This is a genomic window from Actinomadura sp. NEAU-AAG7 (assembly GCF_018603865.1).
GTDB lineage: Bacteria > Actinomycetota > Actinomycetes > Streptosporangiales > Streptosporangiaceae > Spirillospora > Spirillospora litoris.
In genome coordinates this window covers 86,411-107,379 of record NZ_JAHFZY010000007.1, presented here as the reverse complement: position 1 = coordinate 107,379, position 20,969 = coordinate 86,411, and the positions used below count along the sequence as shown (strand labels likewise).

The 20,969-nt window shown below is 72.4% G+C and carries 9 protein-coding genes (1 of these 9 cut by a window edge); 4 read left to right on the top strand and 5 right to left on the bottom strand.

Going from position 1 to position 20,969, the window contains the following annotated elements; genetic code table 11:
- Window positions 1-1,812 (top strand): 2-oxo-4-hydroxy-4-carboxy-5-ureidoimidazoline decarboxylase, encoded by a 1,812-nt coding sequence (locus KLI87_RS29985; protein WP_214619726.1) that lies wholly within the window; start codon window positions 1-3, stop codon window positions 1,810-1,812.
- Here the strand turns inward: KLI87_RS29985 and KLI87_RS29980 are convergent.
- The 5 genes from KLI87_RS29980 to KLI87_RS29960 all read right to left on the bottom strand — a co-directional run bounded on the left by KLI87_RS29980 (window position 1,799) and on the right by KLI87_RS29960 (window position 7,057).
- The gene (locus tag KLI87_RS29980; RefSeq protein ID WP_214619725.1) at window positions 1,799-2,185 is read right to left on the bottom strand and encodes a hypothetical protein; all 387 of its coding nucleotides are present in this window, start codon (window positions 2,183-2,185) and stop codon (window positions 1,799-1,801) included. The two genes, KLI87_RS29985 and KLI87_RS29980, sit on opposite strands and share 14 nt — an antisense overlap.
- Window positions 2,186-2,318: 133 nt before the next feature.
- A complete protein-coding gene (locus KLI87_RS29975) occupies window positions 2,319-3,293 on the bottom strand; it encodes a TauD/TfdA family dioxygenase (RefSeq protein ID WP_214619724.1) in 975 nt (324 codons plus the stop codon).
- Window positions 3,290-5,023: a non-ribosomal peptide synthetase gene (locus tag KLI87_RS29970; RefSeq protein WP_214619723.1), complete on the bottom strand. Its 1,734-nt coding sequence runs from the start codon at window positions 5,021-5,023 to the stop codon at window positions 3,290-3,292. The genes KLI87_RS29975 and KLI87_RS29970 overlap by 4 nt, the downstream gene beginning before the upstream one ends.
- A 5-nt stretch (window positions 5,024-5,028) precedes the next feature.
- Window positions 5,029-5,805, bottom strand: coding sequence for a hypothetical protein (locus KLI87_RS29965; RefSeq protein WP_214619722.1), 777 nt, complete (start codon window positions 5,803-5,805; stop codon window positions 5,029-5,031).
- A 46-nt stretch (window positions 5,806-5,851) separates the two neighbouring features.
- Window positions 5,852-7,057: a cytochrome P450 gene (locus KLI87_RS29960; protein WP_214619720.1), complete on the bottom strand. Its 1,206-nt coding sequence runs from the start codon at window positions 7,055-7,057 to the stop codon at window positions 5,852-5,854.
- 349 nt (window positions 7,058-7,406) lie between these two features.
- Here KLI87_RS29960 and gntD point away from each other — a divergent pair, with 349 nt between their 5' ends.
- The 3 genes from gntD to KLI87_RS29945 form a co-directional block, all read left to right on the top strand.
- Window positions 7,407-8,423 carry a guanitoxin biosynthesis L-enduracididine beta-hydroxylase GntD gene (gntD, locus tag KLI87_RS29955; RefSeq protein ID WP_156218530.1) on the top strand — a complete coding sequence of 339 codons (1,017 nt, stop codon included), beginning with the start codon at window positions 7,407-7,409 and terminating at the stop codon, window positions 8,421-8,423.
- Between the two features lie 126 nt (window positions 8,424-8,549).
- Window positions 8,550-9,485, top strand: a complete 936-nt coding sequence (locus KLI87_RS29950; protein ID WP_214619719.1) for a TauD/TfdA family dioxygenase — start codon at window positions 8,550-8,552, stop codon at window positions 9,483-9,485.
- A gap of 133 nt (window positions 9,486-9,618) precedes the next feature.
- Window positions 9,619-20,969, top strand: the start of a protein-coding gene (locus KLI87_RS29945; RefSeq protein WP_214619717.1) for a non-ribosomal peptide synthase/polyketide synthase. Its footprint extends 19,945 nt past the window's final position; the window shows 11,351 of its 31,296 coding nt (coding positions 1-11,351); the start codon lies at window positions 9,619-9,621; its stop codon lies off the right edge, out of view.

Genomic DNA, 20,969 nt, shown 5'->3' with positions numbered 1-20,969 from the left:
ATGCGCGACGACCACGGAGACCGGAGGGACGGCGCCTTCCGCGTCAGCCCCTTCAACGCGAGTCCCGACCTGCACGACGCCTACGACTGGCCCGACCCGTTCACGCTCATCGACAGCACGCTCCGCAAGACGCTGTTCACCGCCGGGACCCTCACGAGCATCGACGGGTTCCTGCGGATCGCCGAGCAGCTCGCCTTGGCGGGGGTGCGGCACGAATGCCTCAACGTGGACTGGACGGGGGCCACCGCGCCGCCCGAACGCCAGCTCGAACTGCTGCGGGCCGTCGGCTCCCGCGACTTCGGGTTCACGCTGAACGTGTTCGCCGACACCCTGCTGTCGGACGGGACGCACGTCCCGCCGGTCGGCGTCCGCGAGACCGCCGAGCTGCTCGTCGACCTCGGCGCCGACACCCTGGCCCCCGGCATCGTCGCAGCGGACGGCGCGGACGCCCGCGCCCGCCAGCTGGACGAGCTGGAGGAGCTCTTCGACGCCGCCCGCGAACTGGGCGTCGGAGTGACCGTCACGCTGGCGCAGGTGGGGCTGCGCGACCTCGACGAGATGGTGCCCGCCGTCGACCGCGCGGTCGAGCTGGGGGCGCTGCGGATCGACCTGATGGACTCGGTGAGCAGCCTCGGGCCGGAGGCGATGAAGGCGTTCGTCCGGGCGTTCCGCGACCGGATGGCGGCGCCCGTCCCGCTGACCATGCACACCCATGACGACTTCGGGCTCGCGGCGGCGTGCGCGATCGCGGCGGCGACGGCGGGCGCGTCCCCCGACGTCGCGGCGGGCGGCGTGTCGTACCGGTGCGGGTTCGCGGCGATGGAGGAGGTGGTGCTCGCCCTTGAGACCCTCTACGGGGTGCGGACGGGCATCGACCTGACGGCGCTGACCCGGCTGGCGCACACGGTGGCGCGGGAGTCGGGGCTGCCCGTCCCGCCGCTCAAGCCGGTCGTCGGCCGGTACGCCCACCTGCGCCACATGCCCCGCGACGTCGCCGCCGCCCTGCGGGACGGGCCGGACGCCTTCCCGCCGCCCTCCTCCTGCTACGCCCCGGAGATGGTCGGCGGGCGGCTGGAATGGGTGTGGGACGGCCTCGGCACCGACGACATGGCCTTGGCCCTGGGCGAGTCCCGGGGCGAGAGGTTCACGGCGCAGGAGGCGGTGGCCGTCCGCCGGGCGCTGGACGCGGCGGTGGCCGGGATCGGGGAGTATCCGCGCTGGCTCGAACCGGGCCGCGTCGCCGAGATCGCCGATCGGACCCTCGCCGAGCTGCGGGCCGCGCCCCCGGCCCCCGCCGTGGACGGGGTGGCCGCCTTCGACGGGCTCGCCGTGCGCGAGGCCATCGAGGCGGCCTACGCCTGCTGCCGCTGGGCGCCGTGGGCCGACCGGCTCGTCGCGGGCCGCCCGTACCGCACCTTCGACGCGCTGGACGCGGCGGCCCGCGCGGGCCTGGCCGCCCTGGGGGAGGACTCGCTCGTCGCGCTGATCGGCAAGCATCCGCCGATCGGCGCCGACACGCGAACGGAAGGCCCGCCGGGCTTCTCCGCGGCCGAGCAGTCCTCCCTGGCCGCCGCGCCTCCCGCGTCGATGCGCGAGATCGAGCGGCTCAACGCGGCGTACCAGGCCCGCTTCGGGTTCACCTATCTGGTCGCGGCCGAGGGGCGCGGCGCCGCCGACCTCGTCGCGGACGTCCGGCGGCGCCTGCGCAACCCCCGGTCGCGGGAGCTGGCCGTGGCCCGCGCGGAGCTGACCGCGATCGTCCTGGGGCGGTTGCGCCGCACGGTCGCCGGGGAGGCGGTCAGTCCCAGTTGAGGGCGACCTGCGTGAGCTGCTCGCCGTTCTCGTAGACGGTGACGACGGAGTTCACGCCGCTGCCGTCGTCGGTGGGCGAGAAGTCCCACGACGTCCACCCCTCCCCGGCGGCGACGTCGGCCTCCTCGGCGGCGTGCTCCCCGGTCACGTAGTCGACCGTCACCCTCACGTGGCGGTCCTCGGGGCACTGGACGGTCCACACGGCGGCGGCCCTCAACTGCCCGTCGGGGGCGTAGAGCTCGTCGCCGTCCACCACGGCGTCGCACACCGTGGCCGCCGGGGCCCGGACGGGGGCGGCGATGGCGGGGGCGGCGGTCACGCCCCCCGCCACGACGGCCGCCAGGGACATTCCTGCAAGGATTCGTGCGCGCATCGTCGGTCTCCTTCTCATGCTGCGCTGCTCGTGCCCTTGCAGTCTGCGGTCCGGACCCCCGGGCGGGTCGACCCCGCCTACGGGCGGACCCGGGTACGGCCAGCACTACCTCCGCGCGTGTCCTCCCTGGTCATCAGGCCATCGCGACGAGGATCGACCGCTCGCCGGTGTAGGACTCGCGGCCGTGGGCCGCCAGCATGTTGTTGACGATGAGCATCGACCCTTCGCTCCACGGCAGGGCCAGGGACGCCTCCGCGTAGGCGGCGTCCACCGCGGCGATGTCGTCCGGCTTGATGGGCGACCCGTCTCCGAAGTAGGCGTTGCGGGGGAGGTCCTCCTCCGCGTACACCGCGAGCAGGGCCTCCTGGACCTCCTCGTCGAGCGCGCTGACATGGAAGAGGTTCGCCTGGTTGAACCAGACCTCGGCGCCCGTGACCGGTTCGGTGCGCCAGGCGGGCCGCCGGTGGCTGGTCCGCAGGCCGCCGTCACCGGTCCAGGTGAAGCTCTGGCCGTGCTCGCGGCAGTACCGCTCGACCTCCTCGCGGCGGTCGGTCTGGAACGTCTCCTGCCAGCTCAGCCCGAAGCCCTCGCGGAACGTGCGGGTGTAGGCGACACCGGAGGCGAAGCGGTCGCGCACGTCCGGGGGGACCAGCCGGAGCACGGCCCGGCTGTCGGCGATCGGGGTGGCCCCGCCCGTCTCGGCGGCGGTGCGGCACAGGAAGAACAGCGTGTCCGGCCAGCGGTCGGAGTAGGAGTTCTCGTTGTGCATCGGGATCACCTGGTCGGGCGGGTACTCGGTCGAGGTGTAGATGTTCGCCTCGACCTCCGTCCGGGGCGTCGAGCGCTCGTTGTAGCCGAGCGGCTCGCCGCCGACCGCCCGGACCGCCGCCGCGAACAGCGCGAGGTCGACGGGGAGCCCGGTGAGCAGCACGGCCCCGTACGTCCGCAGGCACGCGCGGACGCGGTCGCCGTGCTCGGCGATCCACCCCTGGTGGTCGGCGACCCGCCCGCCCAGCGCGTAGACGGCCGCGCGGGTGTGCGCGTTGCCCTCCAGGTGCCCGGTGACCTCCCCGAGCCTGGCGAGATCCGTGGGCAGTTCGGTGGTCATGTCCCCTCCTGGGCGAGCATCCGCCGGACGGTGCGCTTGGTCAGGACGTCCTGGACGGTCAGCGGGATCGACGCGCGACGCGCCCGCGTCACCAGCTTCGCCGCGCCGATGCTCGTCCCGCCGAGCTGGAAGAAGTCGTCGTCGGGGCCGACGGCGGCGGCGCCGGTGAGGTCCGCGACGAGGGCGCGCAGCGTCTCCTCCTCGGCGGTGCCCGGGGCGGCGCCGCCGTTCCCGGTGCGGGCGGGCGCGGCGGGCAGGGCCGCGGTGTCGACCTTGCCGTTCGCGGTGAGCGGCAGCTCGGGCAGCGGCACGAGGTCGGCGGGCACCATGTGCGCGGGCAGCCGGTCGGCGGCGTGGCGGCGCAGGTCGTCCAGGTCGAGCCGGTCCCCGGCGGGCACCACGTGCGCGACGAGCCGGCGCGGCCCCCCGCTGCACGCGCTCCGCGCGGTGACGACGGCGCGCGCCACGCCGGGATGCTCGGTGAGCACGACCTCGATCTCGCCCGGCTCGATCCGGTAGCCGTCGAGCTTGACCTGGTCGTCGACCCGGCCGAGGTACTCCAGCCGCCCGTCGGGCAGGGCCCGGACGAGGTCGCCGGACCGGTACATCCGCGCCCCCGGCGGGCCGGACGGGTCGGCGACGAAGGCGGCGGCGGTCGTGGCGGGCCGCCCGAGGTAGCCGCGGGCGAGCTGGGCGCCCGCGATGTACAGCTCGCCGGACGCGCCGTCGGTGGCGGGTTCCAGCCGCTCGTCCAGGACGTGCAGGCGGGTCCCGGCGGTGGGCCGCCCGATCGGGACGCGGGACATGCCGTGCAGGTCGCCCCGGCGCAGGTGCGCGGCGCAGCAGCCGACGGCGGCCTCGGTCGGCCCGTACTCGTTGACGACGGTGACGTCCGGGTGCCGCTCCCACCACGCCTCCAGCTGCGCGGACGTCAGCGCCTCCCCGCCGACGACCAGGTGCCCGGTGGGGGAGCACCACGGCGGCGACGCGGTGAGCAGCGGCAGGTGCGAGGGCGTGACCTTGAGCAGGCCGGGCCGTCCGGTGCCGTCGGCGCGCGCGGCGTCGGCGCCGAGCGCGCGCAGGTCGACGACCTCGACGGCCCCGCCGGTGACCAGCGGTCCGTAGAGGGTCGTGACCGTCATGTCGAACGACACCGACGAGTGCAGCAGCGCGCGCTCGGCGATGCTGGGGTAGGCGGCGACCACGTGGTCGAGGTAGGCGGCGAGGGCGCCGTGCTCGACCACGACGCCCTTGGGGCGCCCGGTGGAACCGGACGTGTAGATCACGTACGCGGCGTCCGACGGCGTCACGCGGGGGAGCGGCGCCCGCGTCTCCGCCGGTTCCGGGGGTCCGTCCAGCACGGGGCCGTCGTGGACCCGCCGGAGGCCGGGCGCGTGGCGGGGCGAGGTGATGACGAGCGAGGGGGCGGCGTCCTCCAGGAGGAAGCGGGTGCGCTCGGACGGGTCGTCCGGGCTGATCGGGACGTAGGCCGCCCCGGACCGCAGCACCCCGAGCAGCGTCGCCACCAGGTCCGCCGACCGGTCCAGGACCACGGCGACCAGGTGGCCGCGCCCGATCCCGCGCGCGTTCAGCGACCCCGCGAGCCGCGCGGACCGCGCGTCGAGGTCGGCGTAGGTCAGGGCGTGGTCGCCGTCCCTGACGGCCGGGGCGTCCGGGTCCTTGGCGGCTCGGGCCGCGAACATCTCGGGCAGCGGGAACTCCGCGTGCATCGCCGTCACTCCTCCGCCCCGATGAGCCGGACCACGGCCTGCGCCACGGCGGGGTCGCCGAGCAGGCGCTCCCGCTCCAGGCCGGTGCGGACGGGGTTCGGGGTGAACGCGGCCGGCTGGACGTGGTCGCGGGAGACCACCGCCGCGCCCCTGGCCCAACCGGGACCGGGCTCCACCCGGCGCGCGGCCCGCAGGTAGGAGATGTAGGAGCCGAACACGGCGACCAGTTCCTCGCCGACGTCGGCGTCGATGTCGGCGCGCTCGAACGTGATCCGGCTGGCCTGCCCGTACAGCTCGTAGAGCGCTCCGGCGACCTCGTCGAAGTCGTCCGGGGTCGCCGCGACCTGCTTGGCGGCCTTCTCCAGGAAGTCGGCGCGCTCCCGCGGGTCGAGCAGCGACATCGACCCGACGACGCCGTCGAAGTCGCGCCGGAGCGTGCTCGCGTCCGGCCGCCCGGGGTTGAACAGGACGGTCGCGGGCCGCGTGCCGCGCTCCCGCTCGATCCGGTCCGCGAGCGCGCAGGCGAAGATCGAGCCCGCGCAGTACCCGAGGATCGCCCCGACCGTCGCGGGCAGGTCGCCGGCCCACCGGTCGAGGAGCTGCGCGTCCGTCCGCTCGCCCCTCGGCGGCTGCCCGCTCAGCCGGACGGTCAGCGGGCTCGGGAGCAGCTCCACGAGGTCGCGGAACGTGGCGTCCCTGCGGCCGGTGGCGTCGTAGTCGACGGCGAGGACGACCGGCCGCGCCGGGCCGCCGTCGCTGATGGTGGTCCAGGGTTGGCTCAATGCAGGTTCCGATCCGCTAGGGGAGACGTGGTGGGCACGCGGCTTTTCAGACGGCGGCGCTGAGGGCGACCGGCAGCGTCTCGGGCCCGTTGACGACGATCGAGTCCAGCAGCCTCGCCTCGCCGCGCCGCTCGACCCGGATCGACCTGCGGATCAGCTCCCCGTACAGGAGCCGCAGCTCGACGCGGGCGAGCATGCTGCCGAGGCAGAAGTGCTCGCCGAACCCGAGCGACAGGTGCCGGTTCGGCTGCCGGCCGACGTCGAAGCGGTCCGGCGCGTCGAACACCTCCTCGTCCCGGTTGGCGGACGGGAGCCAGAACACGACCCGGTCGCCGGCGGCGACGCTCCGCCCCCGGATCTCGGTCGGCCGCACGGCGGTGCGCATGATGTGGGTGGCGGTGGACGTCCAGCGCAGCACCTCCTCCACCGCGCTCGGCAGCAGGGCGGGGTCGGCGACGACGCGGGCCCACTGGTCGGGGTGGTCGAGGAAGGCGAGCATGCCCCCGGCGGCGGCGATGCGCGTGTTCTCCGTCCCGCCGACCAGGAGGTTGTCGCAGTTCAGGATGACGTCCTCGGCGCCGAGCGGGACACCGTCGATCGTCGCGGTGGCGAGCACGCTCACCAGGTCGTCGCCGGGGTTCGCCGCCTTCTCCGCCTGGAGCGTCTCGAAGTAGCCGAGGATGTCGAGGTGGGCGAACCTGCGGGTGAGCGCGTCGCCCGCGCCGAACGCCTGGCTCGTGAGCTCGTACAGCCGCTCCCAGTCGGCCTCGGGCACGCCCATCATCTTGCAGATCACATACAGCGGGATCCGGGCGGCGACGTCGGTGACGAAGTCGCAGGAGCCCCGCTCCAGCGCCCGGTCGACGACGCTCTCGGCGATGCCCGACATCTCCGCCTCCAGGGCGCGGACGGTCCGGACCGCGAACCAGCCGTCCACGAGCCCGCGCAGCTGCCGGTGCCGGGGCGGGTCGGTGAGCGCCAGGGTCCGGCCGCCGCCGGGGTCGGTGCCGTGCTCGGCCGGGCGGAGCAGGATCCCCGACGCCGAGCTGAACGTCTCGGCGTCGCGGTAGGCCGCCCTGATGTCGTCATACCTCGTCAGCGCCCAGAACCCCGGCAGCTCCCCGGGCGGATGCCAGAAGACCGGCTCGTTCGCGCGCAGCCATCGCCACTGGGAGAAAGGGTCGCCGTGGGAGTACAGCCCCGGGTCGACGAGATTGATATGCGGCGGGGACTCCACCGTTTCGCTCGGCATGCGAACGCCTCACAAATGTATTTCAAGCGCAATTATCGAGGGAAAGGAAGGGAGAAGGGCACGGTGGCACCGCGCGGGCCGGGGCGTCAAGGCGCGCGTTCGTGGGGCCGCCCCGGCGGCTCCGGGCCCGGCCTCGTTCAACTGCCGTCTCACCGCAGTTGAACGGCGCCCTGCGGCGTGGCCGACCGAAGTGTTCAGGCGGCCCGCGGCGCCGCCGAGTATTGATCGACCGGCCGCCGCCGGGCCACTCTGCGGAGAATCACCCCAGGGCAGGGCAGGCGGGGGACACGGCAGATCTGGAGCCTGCTCCGCGCATTGTTCGGCAGCTCTCGATTCGCCGGAGGTCGGCATGGCGTCGGTAAGCGGTCTCGTCCACACGATTTCGGCCGAGGAGGCGGAACAGGTCGAGCGCCTCACATTGGAGCTCTGCGACCGCTACGACGGGCCGGAGGACGAGGAACTGCTCACCGAACTGCCCGTGCTCGCCGCGGAACTGCCGCTCGGCACGCGCCGCTTCCTCCGCTCGTTCGCGCTGGAGGACGAACTCGGCTACTGCGTCATCCGAGGCCACCGCATCGACGACCTGCGCATCGGGGACACGCCCCCGCACTGGCGCGGCCGTCCCGCGCGCGCACCGGAACTCCCCGAGGAGTTCCTCATGCTGCTGCACGGCGCGCTGCTCGGCGAACCGTTCGGGTGGCGCACGCAGCAGGACGGGCGGCTCGTCCACGACATCTTCCCCATCAAGGGGTACGAGACCGAGCAGATGGGAATCGGCAGCGAGGAACTGCTGACCCTGCACACCGAGGACGCGTTCCACCCGTGGCGGGCCGACTTCCTGCTCCTCGGCTGCCTGCGCAATCCGAAGGGCATCGCGTCCACCGTCTCGGGCGTTCCCGTCGAACGGCTCGGCGACGCGCACCTGGACGCCCTCATGCGCGAGAACTTCGTCATCCGCCCCGACAATTCCCACCTCGCCAAGAACAACGCGGACGGCGACGAGGACAGCGGGAAGTTCGACGAGATCAGCCGGATGCTGGAGGACGACATCCGCGTCGCCGTCCTTTGGGGCGACCGGCGGAACCCCTACATCAGGATCGACCCGTACTTCATGGAGGTCCCCGACGAGCCGGTCGCCAAGGCCGCCTTCCACGCCGTCGAGGAGCTGCTGGAGAGCGGCGTCGAGGACCTGATCCTGGAGCCCGGCGACGTCCTCGTCATCAACAACCACCGGCTCGCGCACGGCCGCCGCCCCTTCCACGCCACCCACGACGGCCGCGACCGGTGGTTGAAGCGCGTGAGCGTGACCACCGACCTGCGCAAGTCGCGGTCGCGGCGCGGCGACGCGCGGGCCCGGCTGATCTGACCGTGCCCGCCTTCGCTGTGCCCGCCTTCGCTGTGCCTGCCTTGATCGTGCCCCCGTGCCTGACCGTGGCCGCGCACCGGCCGACGGAGTACACCTGTGACGCCGAGATCGGAGAGGAGCCTCGCCATGAGTGCCCGCAGTGACTGGAAGCCGCTGGAGCTCCGGCCGGACGGCGTCCCGGGAGGCGCCGACGGTCTGCTGGAGGCGCTCGACGCCGCGGGCGGCCCCGCCGAGCTGCTCGCCCGGGAGAAGGTCGTGGTGTTCCGCGACTTCCAGGTGATCGAGGAGGCGGTCGAGCCCGTCCTGGACGCGCTGCTGCCCAACCGCCTCTCCTACATGCACGGGACGTCACCGCGCGCCAAGGTCGGCGGCAACGTGTACACCTCCACCGAGTACCCGCAGCACCTGACGATCTCGATGCACAACGAGCTGTCCTACAGCCACCGGTGGCCCGAGCGGATCGTGTTCTTCTGCACCACCACCCCCGGGTCGGGCGGGGCGACCCCGGTCGTGGACGGCGCGCTGTGGCTGGACGTCCTCGACGAGGAGGTCCGGAAGGCGTTCGCCGGCGGCGTCCGGTACCTGCAGAACCTGCACGACGGGTTCGGGCTCGGCCGGAGCTGGCAGCAGACGTTCGAGACCGACGACCGCGCGACGGTCGAGGAGTACCTCGCGGCGGGCGAGTACGACTGGGAGTGGACCGCCGACGGGCTGCGCATGGCCAGCCCCGTCCGGCCGTCCACGATCGTGCATCCGGTCTCGGGCGCCGAGGTCTGGTTCAACCAGGTCGACCAGTTCCACCCGGCGGCGCTCGGCGACGACACCGCGCGGGAGCTGGCGCAGATCCTGCCGCCGGAGGAGCTGCCGCAGTCGGTGTCGTTCGCCGACGGCGGCCGCATCCCCGACGAGTACGTGCTGCAGGTCCGCGACCGCGGGCTGGACGCGGCGGTCGACGTCGACTGGCGGCGCGGCGACCTCATGGTCATCGACAACGTCGCCGTCGGCCACGGGCGGCGCCCCTTCACCGGGGACCGGCGCGTCCTGGTCGCGATGTCCGGCTGACCCCGGCCGCCTGTTCCACCCTCACCTGTTTCACCGCCGAGCGCGAACCGAACTGGGCGGTTTCGCGGCACGCCCCCGGACGAGGGGGCCGTGCCGTCCCAGTCGACGAGCCGAACGATGGGAGTGCGCGGGAATGCCTACGTCTGAGGGCCAGCTCCGGACGCTGATGGCCGGCCAGCTCGGCATGTGGCACGGTCAGCACCTCGCGCCCGGGAACCGGGCGTTCAGCGTCGCCGAGTACCTGGACATCCGGGGCCCGGTCGACCCGGACCTGCTCGCGCGCGCGGCGCGGCTCAGGGTGGAGGAGGCCGAGGCGCTCCGCCTGCGCGTCCGCGTGGTCGACGGCGAGCCGCGCCAGTACGTCCACGACGCGGCCGACTACCCCGTCCACGTCCTGGACGTCAGCGCCGAGCCCGACCCCCGCGCCGCCGCCGAGGCGTGGATGCGCGCGGAGCTGGACCGGCCCCGCGACCTCGAAGGCGGGCCGCTGTACAGCCACGCGCTCCTCAAGCTCGCCGCCGACCGCTGGTTCTGGTACAGCAGCGGCCACCACGTGGTCGTGGACGGGCAGGGCGGTGTCGCCGTCGCCGCGCGCGGCGCCGAGATCTACACCGCGCTCGCCGAGGGCCGCTCCCCGTCCGAGGGGCGCCTCGAACCGGTGTCGGTGCTGATGGACGCCGAGGACGCCTACCGGGCCTCCGACGCCCTCGACGCCGACCGCCGCTACTGGCGCGACCTGCTGGCCGACCTGCCCGCCGTCACCGAGGCGGAGAGCGGCCACCGGCGCCGGGCGCGGACCGCGCCCGTCCGGTACACGAGCACGTCGGGCTCCGACGCGGTCGACGTCCTGAAGGCGGCCGCGCGGCGGCTGCGGACGAGCCTCGCCGGGTTCCTCATCGCCGCCGCCGCGGTCTACGAGCACCGGATGACCGGGGCCCGGGACGTCGTGGTGGGCGTGCCCGTCCGCGCCCGGTCCGGGCGCCGGGAGAACGGCATCCCCGGCATGACGTCCAACGTCCTGCCGATCCGCTTCGCCATCGACACGGGCACCACCGTCGAGGAGGCCGTGCGGCAGACCTCCCGGGCCGTCCGGGAGGCGCTGCGGCACCAGCGGTACCGGTACGAGGCGATGCTCCGCGACCTGGCGATCGCCGACGGCGAGCTGTTCGGCCTGCTCGTCAACGTGATGACGTTCGACTACGACCTGCGCTTCGGCGACTGCGCGGCCACCGCGCACAACCTGTCCACAGGCCCGGTCAACGGCGTCCGGATCGACGTCTACGACCGGTCCGGCATGCAGGTCAACGTCGACGCCAACCCCGACGTCCACGACCTGGCCGGGGCGGAGCGGGTCTCCCGGCGCTTCCTCGGGATCGCGGAGTGGATGGCGGCCGCCGCCCCCGGCGACCGCGTCGGCCGCGCCCCCCTCATGGGCGAGGACGAGGCGCGGCGTCTGCTGGCGGAGTGGAACGACACGGCGGCCGAGGTCCCCGGCTCCGGCTCGACCCTGCCGGAGTTGTTCGAGGCGCGGGTGGCGGTTGATCCGGGTGCGGTGGCGGTGGTTTTCGAGGGTGTCGAGTGGACGTATGGGGAGGTGGAGGAGCGGGCGAATCGTTTGGCGCGGTTGCTGGTTTCGCGTGGTGTGGGTGCGGAGTCGGTGGTGGGTGTCCGTCTGGAGCGTTCGGCTGATCTGGTCGTGGCGCTGCTCGGTGTGGTGAAGGCGGGCGGCGCGTATCTGCCCATCGACCCTGAATACCCGGCGGATCGGGTGGAATACGTGGTCGAGGCCGCCGGCGCCGTCTGCGTGGTCACCCCCGAGGTGATGGCCGCATCGGCGGAGTTCTCCGGTGAAAAAATGGGTGCTGGAGACCGCTCCCTGCATGCCGACAATTCCGCCTATGTGATTTTCACGTCGGGGTCGACGGGGCGTCCGAAGGGTGTTGTCGTTTCGCATGCGGGGATCGTGAACCGGCTGGGGTGGATGCAGTCGCGGTTCGGTCTTGCGGCTGGTGATCGGGTTTTGCAGAAGACGCCCGCTGGTTTTGACGTGTCGGTGTGGGAGTTCTTCTGGCCGTTGCTGGAGGGCGCGACGCTGGTGGTGGCGCGTCCGGACGGCCACCGCGACCCCGCGTACCTGTCGGCCTTGGTGCGGGACCAGCGGGTCACCGTGATGCACTTCGTGCCGTCGATGCTGGAGGCGTTCCTGGCCGAGCCGTCGGCCGGGCGTTGCGGCGGCCTGCGTTACGTGGTGTGTTCCGGTGAGGCGTTGCCGTTGCCTGTGCAGCAGCGGTTCTTCGCGGTTCTGCCTGGTGTGGAGTTGCACAATCTGTATGGGCCGACGGAGGCGTCGGTGGACGTCACGGCGTGGCGGTGCCGTCCGGAGCAGGTTGAGGGGCCGGTGCCGATCGGCGCTCCGGTGGCCAACACGCGTGTGTATGTGCTGGATGGGTCGCTGGGACCGGCGCCGGTGGGTGTCCCCGGTGAGCTTTACCTGGCGGGTGTGCAGTTGGCGCGCGGGTATGTCGGGCGCGCCGGGTTGACGGCGGAGCGGTTTGTGGCTTCTCCGTTCGAGGTCGGTGGCCGGTTGTATCGCACGGGTGATGTCGTGCGGTGGAACCGCGATGGGCAGATCGAGTTCTTGGGTCGGGTGGATGAGCAGGTCAAGATCCGTGGTTTCCGGATCGAGCCTGCTGAGGTTCAGGCGGTCATCGCCGCTCATCCGGCGGTCGAGCAGGCCGCTGTGGTCGTCCGTGACAAGCGGCTAGTCGCTTATGTGGTTGCGGGCGATGACGTTGCGGAGTCTGTGCGTGAGTTCGCCGCGCGGCAGTTGCCGGAGTACATGGTTCCCTCGGCCGTCGTGGTGCTGGACGCTTTGCCGTTGTCGGTGAACGGCAAGCTTGACCGTAAGGCCCTCCCTGCGCCTGATTTTGAGGGGATGGCGGGGTCGGGTCGTGGTCCGGCCAATGCGCGGGAGGAGATCCTGTGCGCGGCGTTCGCCGAGGTTCTCGGCCTGGACACGGTCGGCGTCGACGACGACTTCTTCCGACTCGGCGGGCAGTCGCTCATGGCGATGCGCCTGGTAGAGGTCCTGCGGGAACGCAAGGTCTCGGTGTCGGTGCGCGCCCTTTTCGAGGCGCCGACTCCTGCTCGGCTGGCGCTTTCGGTGGGAACCGACCGGATTCCCGTTCCGGAGAACCTCATACCGGCGGACGCTACCGAGATCACGCCCGCGATGCTGCCGCTGGTGGAGCTTTCCGCCGATGAGATCGAACGGGTCGTCGCCACCGTCGAGGGCGGCGCGGCCAACGTCGCCGACGTGTATCCGCTGGCGCCGCTCCAGGGCGGACTGCTGTTCCACCACCTCGTCGCGGACGGCGGCGACGACGCCTACGTGATGCCCGCGGTGCTGGAGTTCGACTCGCGCGCCGGGCTGGACGTGTTCGTCGACGCGCTGCAGGAGGTCATCGACCGGCACGACGTCTTCCGCACGTCGGTGGTCTGGGAGGGGCTGCGGGAGCCGGTGCAGGTCGTGTGGCGGCGCGCGGTCCTGCCCGTCCGGGAGGTGGAACTCGATCCCGGGAGCACCGACCCGGCGGGCGACCTGGTCGCGCTCGGCGGCGGCACGATGGATCTGGGCCGGGCCCCGCTGATCGACGTGCTGTACTCCGCCATGCCGGGCGGCGGGGGCCGATGGCTCGCGCTGATGCGCATCCACCACATGGTGCGCGACCACACGACGCTGGAGATCGTCCTCGACGAGATGCGGGCCCTGCTCGCCGACGGCGGCGCGACGCTGCCGGAACCGGTGCCGTTCCGCGACTTCGTCGTGCAGGCCCGCGGCGGCATGCAGACGTCGGAGCACGAGCGCTACTTCGCCGATCTGCTGGAGGACGTCGAGCCGACGGCGCCGTTCGGGCTCGCGGACGTCCACGGCGACGGCGGCGACACCGACCAGCGGGTCGTGCCGTTCTCTCCCGAACTGCACGCACGCCTCCGGGATGTCGCGCGCCGCATCGGCGTCAGCGCGGCGACCGTGCTGCACGTGGCGTGGGCACGTGCCCTCGCGTCGCTGTCCGGCCGTGACGACGTGGTGTTCGGGACCGTGCTGTTCGGCCGGATGAACGCGGGCGCGAACCAGGTGCCCGGCCCGTTCATGAACACGCTGCCCGTCCGCGCCCGGACCCGCGACCTGGGCGTCCTCGACGCGATCACGGCGATGCGCGGACAGCTCGCGGAACTGCTGGAGCACGAGCACGCGCCGCTCGCCGTCGCCCAGCGGGCCGGCGGCGTGGCCGGTGACACGCCGCTGTTCACCTCCTTCCTGAACTACCGGCACAACCCCGGCAGGAACATGGAAGAGCTCTGGGACGGCGTGATGGACGGCGCCCGGCTCCTCCATGCGCGCGAACGCACCAACTACCCGCTCGCCGTGCTGGTCGACGACAACGGGGACGGCATCGAGCTGGCCGTGGACGCCGCCGCCCCGATCGACGCGGAGGCGGTCGGCGTCCTGGTGCGCACCACCACGGAGAACCTGGTGTCCGCCCTCGAAGGCGTCCTCGACGGCGGGCCGGAGCCACGGCTCGGAGCCGTCCAGGTGCTCGCCGACGACGAGCTGCGGCGTGTGCTGGTGGAGTGGAACGACACGGCGGCCGGGATCTCCGGTTGGACGCTTCCGGAGTTGTTCGAGGCGCGGGTGGCGGTTGATCCGGGTGCGGTGGCGGTGGTTTTCGAGGGTGTCGAGTGGACGTATGGGGAGGTGGAGGAGCGGGCGAATCGGTTGGCGCGGTTGCTGGTTTCGCGTGGTGTGGGTGCGGAGTCGGTGGTGGGTGTCCGTCTGGAGCGTTCGGTTGATCTGGTCGTGGCGCTGCTCGGTGTGGTGAAGGCGGGCGGCGCGTATCTGCCGATCGATCCGGGGTATCCGGCGGATCGGGTGGCGTATGTGGTGGAGGCGGCCGGCGCCGTTTGCGTGGTGACGCCTGAGGTGATGGCCGAGTCGGCGGAGTTCTCTGGCGAGGCGCTGGAAGAAGGCGCACGGACTCTGGGAGCCGGAAATCCGGCTTATGTGATTTTCACGTCAGGGTCGACGGGGCGTCCGAAGGGTGTTGTCGTTTCGCATGCGGGGATCGTGAACCGGCTGGGGTGGATGCAGTCGCGGTTCGATCTTGCGGCTGGTGATCGGGTTTTGCAGAAGACGCCCGCTGGTTTCGATGTGTCGGTGTGGGAGTTCTTCTGGCCTCTGTTGGAGGGCGCGACGCTGGTGGTGGCGCGCCCGGAGGGGCACCGCGACCCCGCATATCTGGCGTCGTTGGTGCGGGAGCAGCGCGTGACGACGCTGCATTTCGTGCCGTCGATGCTGGAGGCGTTCCTGGCGGAGCCGTCGGCCGGTGCCTGCGATGGGGTGCGGCGGGTGATCTGCTCGGGCGAGGCGCTGCCGCTGGCGGTTCAGCAGCGGTTCTTCGCGGTTCTGCCTGGTGTGGAACTGCACAACTTGTATGGGCCGACGGAGGCGTCGGTGGACGTCACCGCGTGGCGGTGCCGCCCGGAGCAGGTTGAGGGGCCGGTGCCGATCGGTGCGCCGGTCGCCAACACGCGTGTGTATGTGCTGGATGGGTCGCTGGGTGCGGTACCGGTGGGGATGCCGGGCGAACTGTACTTGGCGGGTGTGCAGTTGGCGCGCGGGTATGTCGGACGCGCCGGGTTGACGGCGGAGCGGTTTGTGGCTTCTCCGTTCGAGGTCGGTGGTCGGTTGTATCGCACGGGTGATGTCGTGCGGTGGAACCGCGATGGGCAGATCGAGTTCTTGGGTCGGGTGGACGAGCAGGTCAAGATCCGTGGTTTCCGGATCGAGCCTGCTGAGGTTCAGGCGGTCATCGCCGCTCATCCGGCGGTCGAGCAGGCGGCGGTGGTCGTCCGCGATAAGCGGCTGGTCGCTTATGTGGTTGCGGGCGATGATGTTGCGGAGTCTGTGCGTGAGTTCGCCGCGCGGCAGTTGCCGGAGTACATGGTCCCGTCGGCCGTGGTGGTATTGGATGCGTTGCCGTTGTCGGTGAACGGCAAGCTGGATCGCAAGGCTCTGCCCGCGCCTGACTTTGAGGGGATGGCGGGGGCTGGGCGTGGTCCGGCCAATGCGCGTGAGGAAATCCTGTGCGCGGCGTTCGCCGAGGTTCTCGGCCTGGACACGGTGGGCGTCGACGACGACTTCTTCCGACTCGGCGGGCAGTCGCTTCTGGGAATCCGGCTGGTGGAGGAGCTGCGCCGCCGTGGCGTCTCCATATCGGTCCGGACGCTGTTCGAGGCGCCGACTCCGGCGAGCCTGGCGAAGTCCGCCGCGTCCGGCGACGTGGTCGTTCCGGACAACCTGATCCCGGCGGACGCCACCGAGATCACGCCGGAGATGCTGACGCTGATCGACCTCTCGCCCGCCGAGATCGGACGGGTCGTCGCCACCGTCGAGGGCGGCGCTGCCAACGTCGCGGACATCTATCCGCTGGCGCCGCTCCAGGAAGGGCTGCTGTTCCACCACCTGCTCGCCGACGGCGGCGAGGACGCCTACGTGATGCGCGCCGTCGTGGAGTTCGGCTCGCGCGGCGTCGCGGACGCCTTCGCGGAAGCGCTGCAACGCGTCGTCGACCGGCACGACATCTACCGCACGTCGCTCGCCTGGGAGGGGCTGCGGGAGCCGGTGCAGGTCGTGTGGCGGCGTGCCGTCCTGCCCGTCCACGAGGTCGAACTCGATCCAGAGAGCACCGACCCGGTGGCCGACCTGGTCGCCGTCGGCGGCTCGGTGATGAACCTGGGCCACGCGCCGCTCCTCAGCGTGCACATCGCGGCGCGCCCCGGCTCGGACCGGTGGCTCGGACTGGTGCGCATGCACCACACCGTGCGGGACCACACCGCGTTGCAGGTCGTCCTGGACGAGGTAGAGGCGTTCCTCGCGGGACGCGGTGACGATCTCCCTGAGCCGCTGCCGTTCCGCGACTTCGTCGCGCAGGCCCGCAGCGGGGTCGAGGAGGCCGAGCACGAGCGGTACTTCGCCGACCTGCTCGGTGACGTCGAGGAGCCGACGGCGCCCTTCGGGCTGGCGGACGTCCACGGCGACGGCGCGGACTCCGTCCACGGGGTCGTCCCGTTCTCGTCCGACCTGGACCGGCGACTGCGTGAGGTCGCGCGGCGGCTGGGGATCAGCGCGGCCACCGTCCTGCACGTCGCGTGGGCGCGTGTCCTCGCCGCCGTGTCCGGCCGTGAGGACGTCGTCTTCGGGACGGTGCTGTTCGGCCGCATGAACGCCGGTGCCGGTGCCGACCGGGTCCCCGGCCCGTACATGAACACGCTGCCCGTCCGCGTCCGGACCGGCGGGTCGGGCGTGCTGACGGCCGTCTCCGCGATGCGGGGGCAGCTCGCGGAACTGCTGGAACACGAGCACGCGTCCCTTTCCGTCGCCCAGCGCGCCAGCGGCGTCGTCGGCGACGCGCCGCTGTTCACCTCCTTCCTCAACTACCGCCGCAACGACGGCCGGATCGAGGACGAGGTGATGGAGGGCGTCCGCCTGCTGTTCGTGCGCGAGCGCACCAACTACCCGCTCGTGATCCTGGTCGACGACAACGGCGACGGCTTCGAGGTGGCCGTGGACGCCGTCGCCCCGATCGACTCCGAGGCGGTCGGCGTCCTCATCCGCACGGCGACCGGCGGCGTGGTGACCGCGCTGGAAACCGTTCTGGACGGCGGCCCGGAACTCCCGCTCGCCGCCATTGACGTCCTGGACGAGGACGCGCGGCATCGGGTCCTGGTGGAGTGGAACGACACCGGTTTCGACGCCGGTCGTCAAATGCTGGCGGACTTTTTCCAGGAGAGGGTTGCGCTCGCTCCGGATGCGGTGGCGGTGGTGGCCGAGGGCGTCGGGGTGTCGTATGCGGAGGTGGAGGAGCGGGCGAATCGCCTGGCGCATTTCCTGATCGGTCAGGGCGTTGGCGCGGAGTCGGTGGTGGGTCTGTGCTTGTCGCGTGGTGTGGATTTCGTGGTGGGTGTGCTGGGTGTGTGGAAGGCCGGGGCGGCGTATGTTCCGGTTGATCCGGCTCAGCCTGCGGAGCGGATCGCGTTTGTTCTGTCTGACAGTGGCGCGGTTCTGCTGCTGACCACCGATGAGATTCTGGAGGATCTGCCTGCGGGTCGGGTCCGCATGGTCGCCTTGGACGACCCGTTCACTGCCATGCAGTTGGCGGCGCAGTCGACGACCGTGCCGCAGGTAAGGGTCGGGGCGGATGGGGTGGCGTATGTCATTTACACCTCAGGTTCGACGGGCCGTCCCAAGGGTGTGGCCGTTACGCATGGTGGTGTGCGGAACTATGTCGCGTCGGTTCCGTCTCGTGTTGGGTTCGGGGCGCCGGGTGGGAAGTATGCGCTGCTTCAGGCGCAGGTCACCGACCTGGGTAACACGGTGGTGTTCGCGAGTTTGGCGACCGGTGGGGAGTTGCACATCCTGCCGGAGGAGGCCGTGACCGACCCGGCTGCGGTGTCGGGGTATCTGGCCGAGCATGGGATCGATTATGTGAAGGCTGTTCCGTCGCATTTGGCGGCGTTGTCGTCGGTCGCGGGTGTGCGGAATGTGCTGCCTGCCCGGTCGCTGGTGCTGGGTGGTGAGGCGGCGTCCCCGGAGTGGGTGCGGGAACTGGTGGAGTCCGCCGGTGAGTGCGCGGTGTTCAACCACTACGGCCCGACCGAGGCGACCATTGGTGTGACGACCACTCGGCTTTCGTCGGGTGATGTGGTGCCGGTGGGTTCTCCGGTGGGCAACACCCGCGTGTTCGTGCTCGATGAGTCGTTGCGGCCGGTGGCTCCGGGTGTAACAGGTGAGTTGTATGTCGCGGGCGCTCAGTTGGCCCGGGGTTATGTGGGGCGTGCTGGGCTGACTGCGGAGCGGTTCGTGGCGTGCCCGTTCGTTCCCGGTGAGCGCATGTATCGGACGGGTGACCGCGTCCGGTGGACGCAGGACGGCCTGCTGGTCTTCGCGGGTCGTACCGACGACCAGGTCAAGATCCGTGGCTTCCGGATCGAGCCCGGCGAGGTCCAGGCGGCTCTGGCGGCCCACCCCCGTGTGGCCCAGGCCGCCGTCGTCGCCCGCCAGGACGTCCCCGGTGAGTTGCGGCTGGTCGCCTACATCGTCGCGGACGACCCCGAGGACGAGGGGCTCGCGACGGTCGTGCGGCAGTTCGCGGCGCAGCGGCTTCCCGAGCACATGGTCCCCTCCGCCGTCGTGGTGCTGGAGGCGCTGCCGCTGACCGGCAACGGCAAACTCGACCGCAAAGCCCTCCCCGCCCCCGACTTCGCCGGGTCCGCCGGACAAGGACGCGCGCCCTCCAACATCCGCGAGGAGATCCTCTGCGCCGCGTTCGCCGAAGTCCTCGGCCTCGACAACGTCAGCGTCGACGACGACTTCTTCGACCTCGGCGGGCACTCGCTCGCCGCCGTGCGCCTGGTGGAGGTGCTGCGCGGGCGCGGCGTCTCCGTCTCGGTGCGGACGCTGTTCGACACTCCGACGGTCGCGGGTCTGGCGGCGTCGGCGGGCGCGGAGCGGGTGGAGGTCCCCGAGAACCTGATCCCCGCCGGCGCGGCGGAGATCACGCCCGAGATGCTGCCGCTGGCCGACCTGGACGCGGCGGAGATCGAGCGGGTCACAGCGTCCGTCGAGGGCGGGGCCGCGAACATCGCCGACATCTACCCGCTCGCCCCGCTCCAGGAGGGGCTGCTGTTCCACCACCTCCTCGCGGGCGGCGGCGACGACGCGTACGTGATGCCCGCCGTCCTGGAGTTCGACTCCCGCGACCGCCTGGACACGTTCCTGGACGCCTTGCAGCACGTCGTGGACCGGCACGACATCTACCGCACCTCCTATGTCTGGGAGGGGCTGCGGGAGCCGGTGCAGGTGGTGTGGCGGCACGCGGCGCTGGACGTCCGGGAGGTGGAGTTGGATCCGCGGGCCGCCGACCGGGTCACCGATCTGGTGGAGCGGGGCGGCGCGACGATGGACCTGCGCCGGGCGCCGCTGCTCGACGTGCACGTCGCGGCGGTACCGGGGAGCGACGCGTGGCTGCTGCTCGCGCGGGCGCACCACATGGTCCGGGACGGGACGGCGCTGGAGGTCCTGCTCGACGAGGTCCGCGCCTACGTCGCGGGGCGCGGCGAGGAGCTGCCGGAGCCGCTGCCGTTCCGCAACTTCGTAGCGCAGGCCAGGGGCGGCGTCGAGGAGTCGGAGCACGAGCGGTACTTCGCCGACCTGCTCGGTGACGTCGAGGAGCCGACGGCGCCGTTCGGGGTCGTGGACGCGCATGGCGACGGCTCCGGCATCGTCCGGGCCCGGATCGAGGCCGTGCCGGAGCTGCGCGGACGGCTGCGGGACGTCGCGCGCCGCGCGGGCGTGAGCACGGCGACGGTGATGCACGTGGCGTGGGCGCGGGTGCTCGCCGCCGTGTCCGGCCGCGAGGACGTCGTGTTCGGGACGGTGCTGTTCGGCCGGATGAACGCGGGCGTGGGCGCCGACCGCGTCCCGGGTCCGTTCATCAACACGCTCCCCGTCCGGGTCAGGACGGCCGGGCGGGGCGGCGCGCTGGCGGCGGTCCGGGAGATGCGCGGCCAGCTCGCGGGGCTGATGGAGCACGAGCACGCCCCGCTGGTCGTCGCGCAGCGCGCCAGCGGTGTCGCCGACGGCTCGCCGCTGTTCACCTCGTGCCTCAACTACCGCCGCAACACCGGCGCCGACCTGGACGAGCGCTGGGACATGGCGATGGAGGGCACGCGCCTGCTCTTCACCCGCGAGCGCACCAACTACCCGCTCGCGCTGTCGGTGGACGACGACGGCGACGGGATCGCGCTGACCGTGGACGCGGTCGCCCCGATCGACCCCGTCGCGGTCGGCGCGCTGGTCCGGGCCGCCGCCGGGAACCTGGTGTCGGCGCTGGAGACGGCGCTGGACGGCGGCCCCGACCTCCCGCTGGGCGCGGTGGCCGTGCTGGACGGGGACGAGCGGCGCCGCGTCCTGGACGGCTGGAACGACACGGCGGCCGGGACCGTCCCCGCGACGGTGCCGGAGCTGTTCGAGGCGTGGGCGGCGCGGACCCCGGACGCGGTCGCCGTGGCGTCCGACGCCGGCGACCTCTCCTACGCGGAGCTGGACGCGCGCGCGAACCGGGTCGCGCGGCTGCTGGCCGGGCGCGGTGCCGGGGCGGAGTCGGTGGTCGCGGTCGTCATGGACCGGGGACCCGAGCTGATCACGACGCTGCTGGGCGTGCTGAAGGCCGGTGCCGCCTACCTGCCGATCGACCCCGACTACCCCGAGGAGCGGATCGCGCTCATGCTCGGGGACTCGGGCGCGGAATGCGTGCTCGCGTCCGCCGCCCACGCGGCGTCGGTGCCGGGCGGGGGCGCGGTGGTCCTCGACGCCCCGGACACCGCGGCCGAGGTGGCGCGGCTGGACGCCGGTCCGCTCAC

Coding starts and splice junctions, on each gene's coding strand:
- KLI87_RS29980 (WP_214619725.1), bottom strand. CDS start 2,185: ATGCGCGCACGAATCCTTGCAGGAATGTCCCTGGCGGCCGTCGTGGCG.
- gntD (WP_156218530.1), top strand. CDS start 7,407: ATGGCGTCGGTAAGCGGTCTCGTCCACACGATTTCGGCCGAGGAGGCG.
- KLI87_RS29970 (WP_214619723.1), bottom strand. CDS start 5,023: ATGCACGCGGAGTTCCCGCTGCCCGAGATGTTCGCGGCCCGAGCCGCC.
- KLI87_RS29950 (WP_214619719.1), top strand. CDS start 8,550: ATGAGTGCCCGCAGTGACTGGAAGCCGCTGGAGCTCCGGCCGGACGGC.
- KLI87_RS29975 (WP_214619724.1), bottom strand. CDS start 3,293: ATGACCACCGAACTGCCCACGGATCTCGCCAGGCTCGGGGAGGTCACC.
- KLI87_RS29960 (WP_214619720.1), bottom strand. CDS start 7,057: ATGCCGAGCGAAACGGTGGAGTCCCCGCCGCATATCAATCTCGTCGAC.
- KLI87_RS29985 (WP_214619726.1), top strand. CDS start 1: ATGCGCGACGACCACGGAGACCGGAGGGACGGCGCCTTCCGCGTCAGC.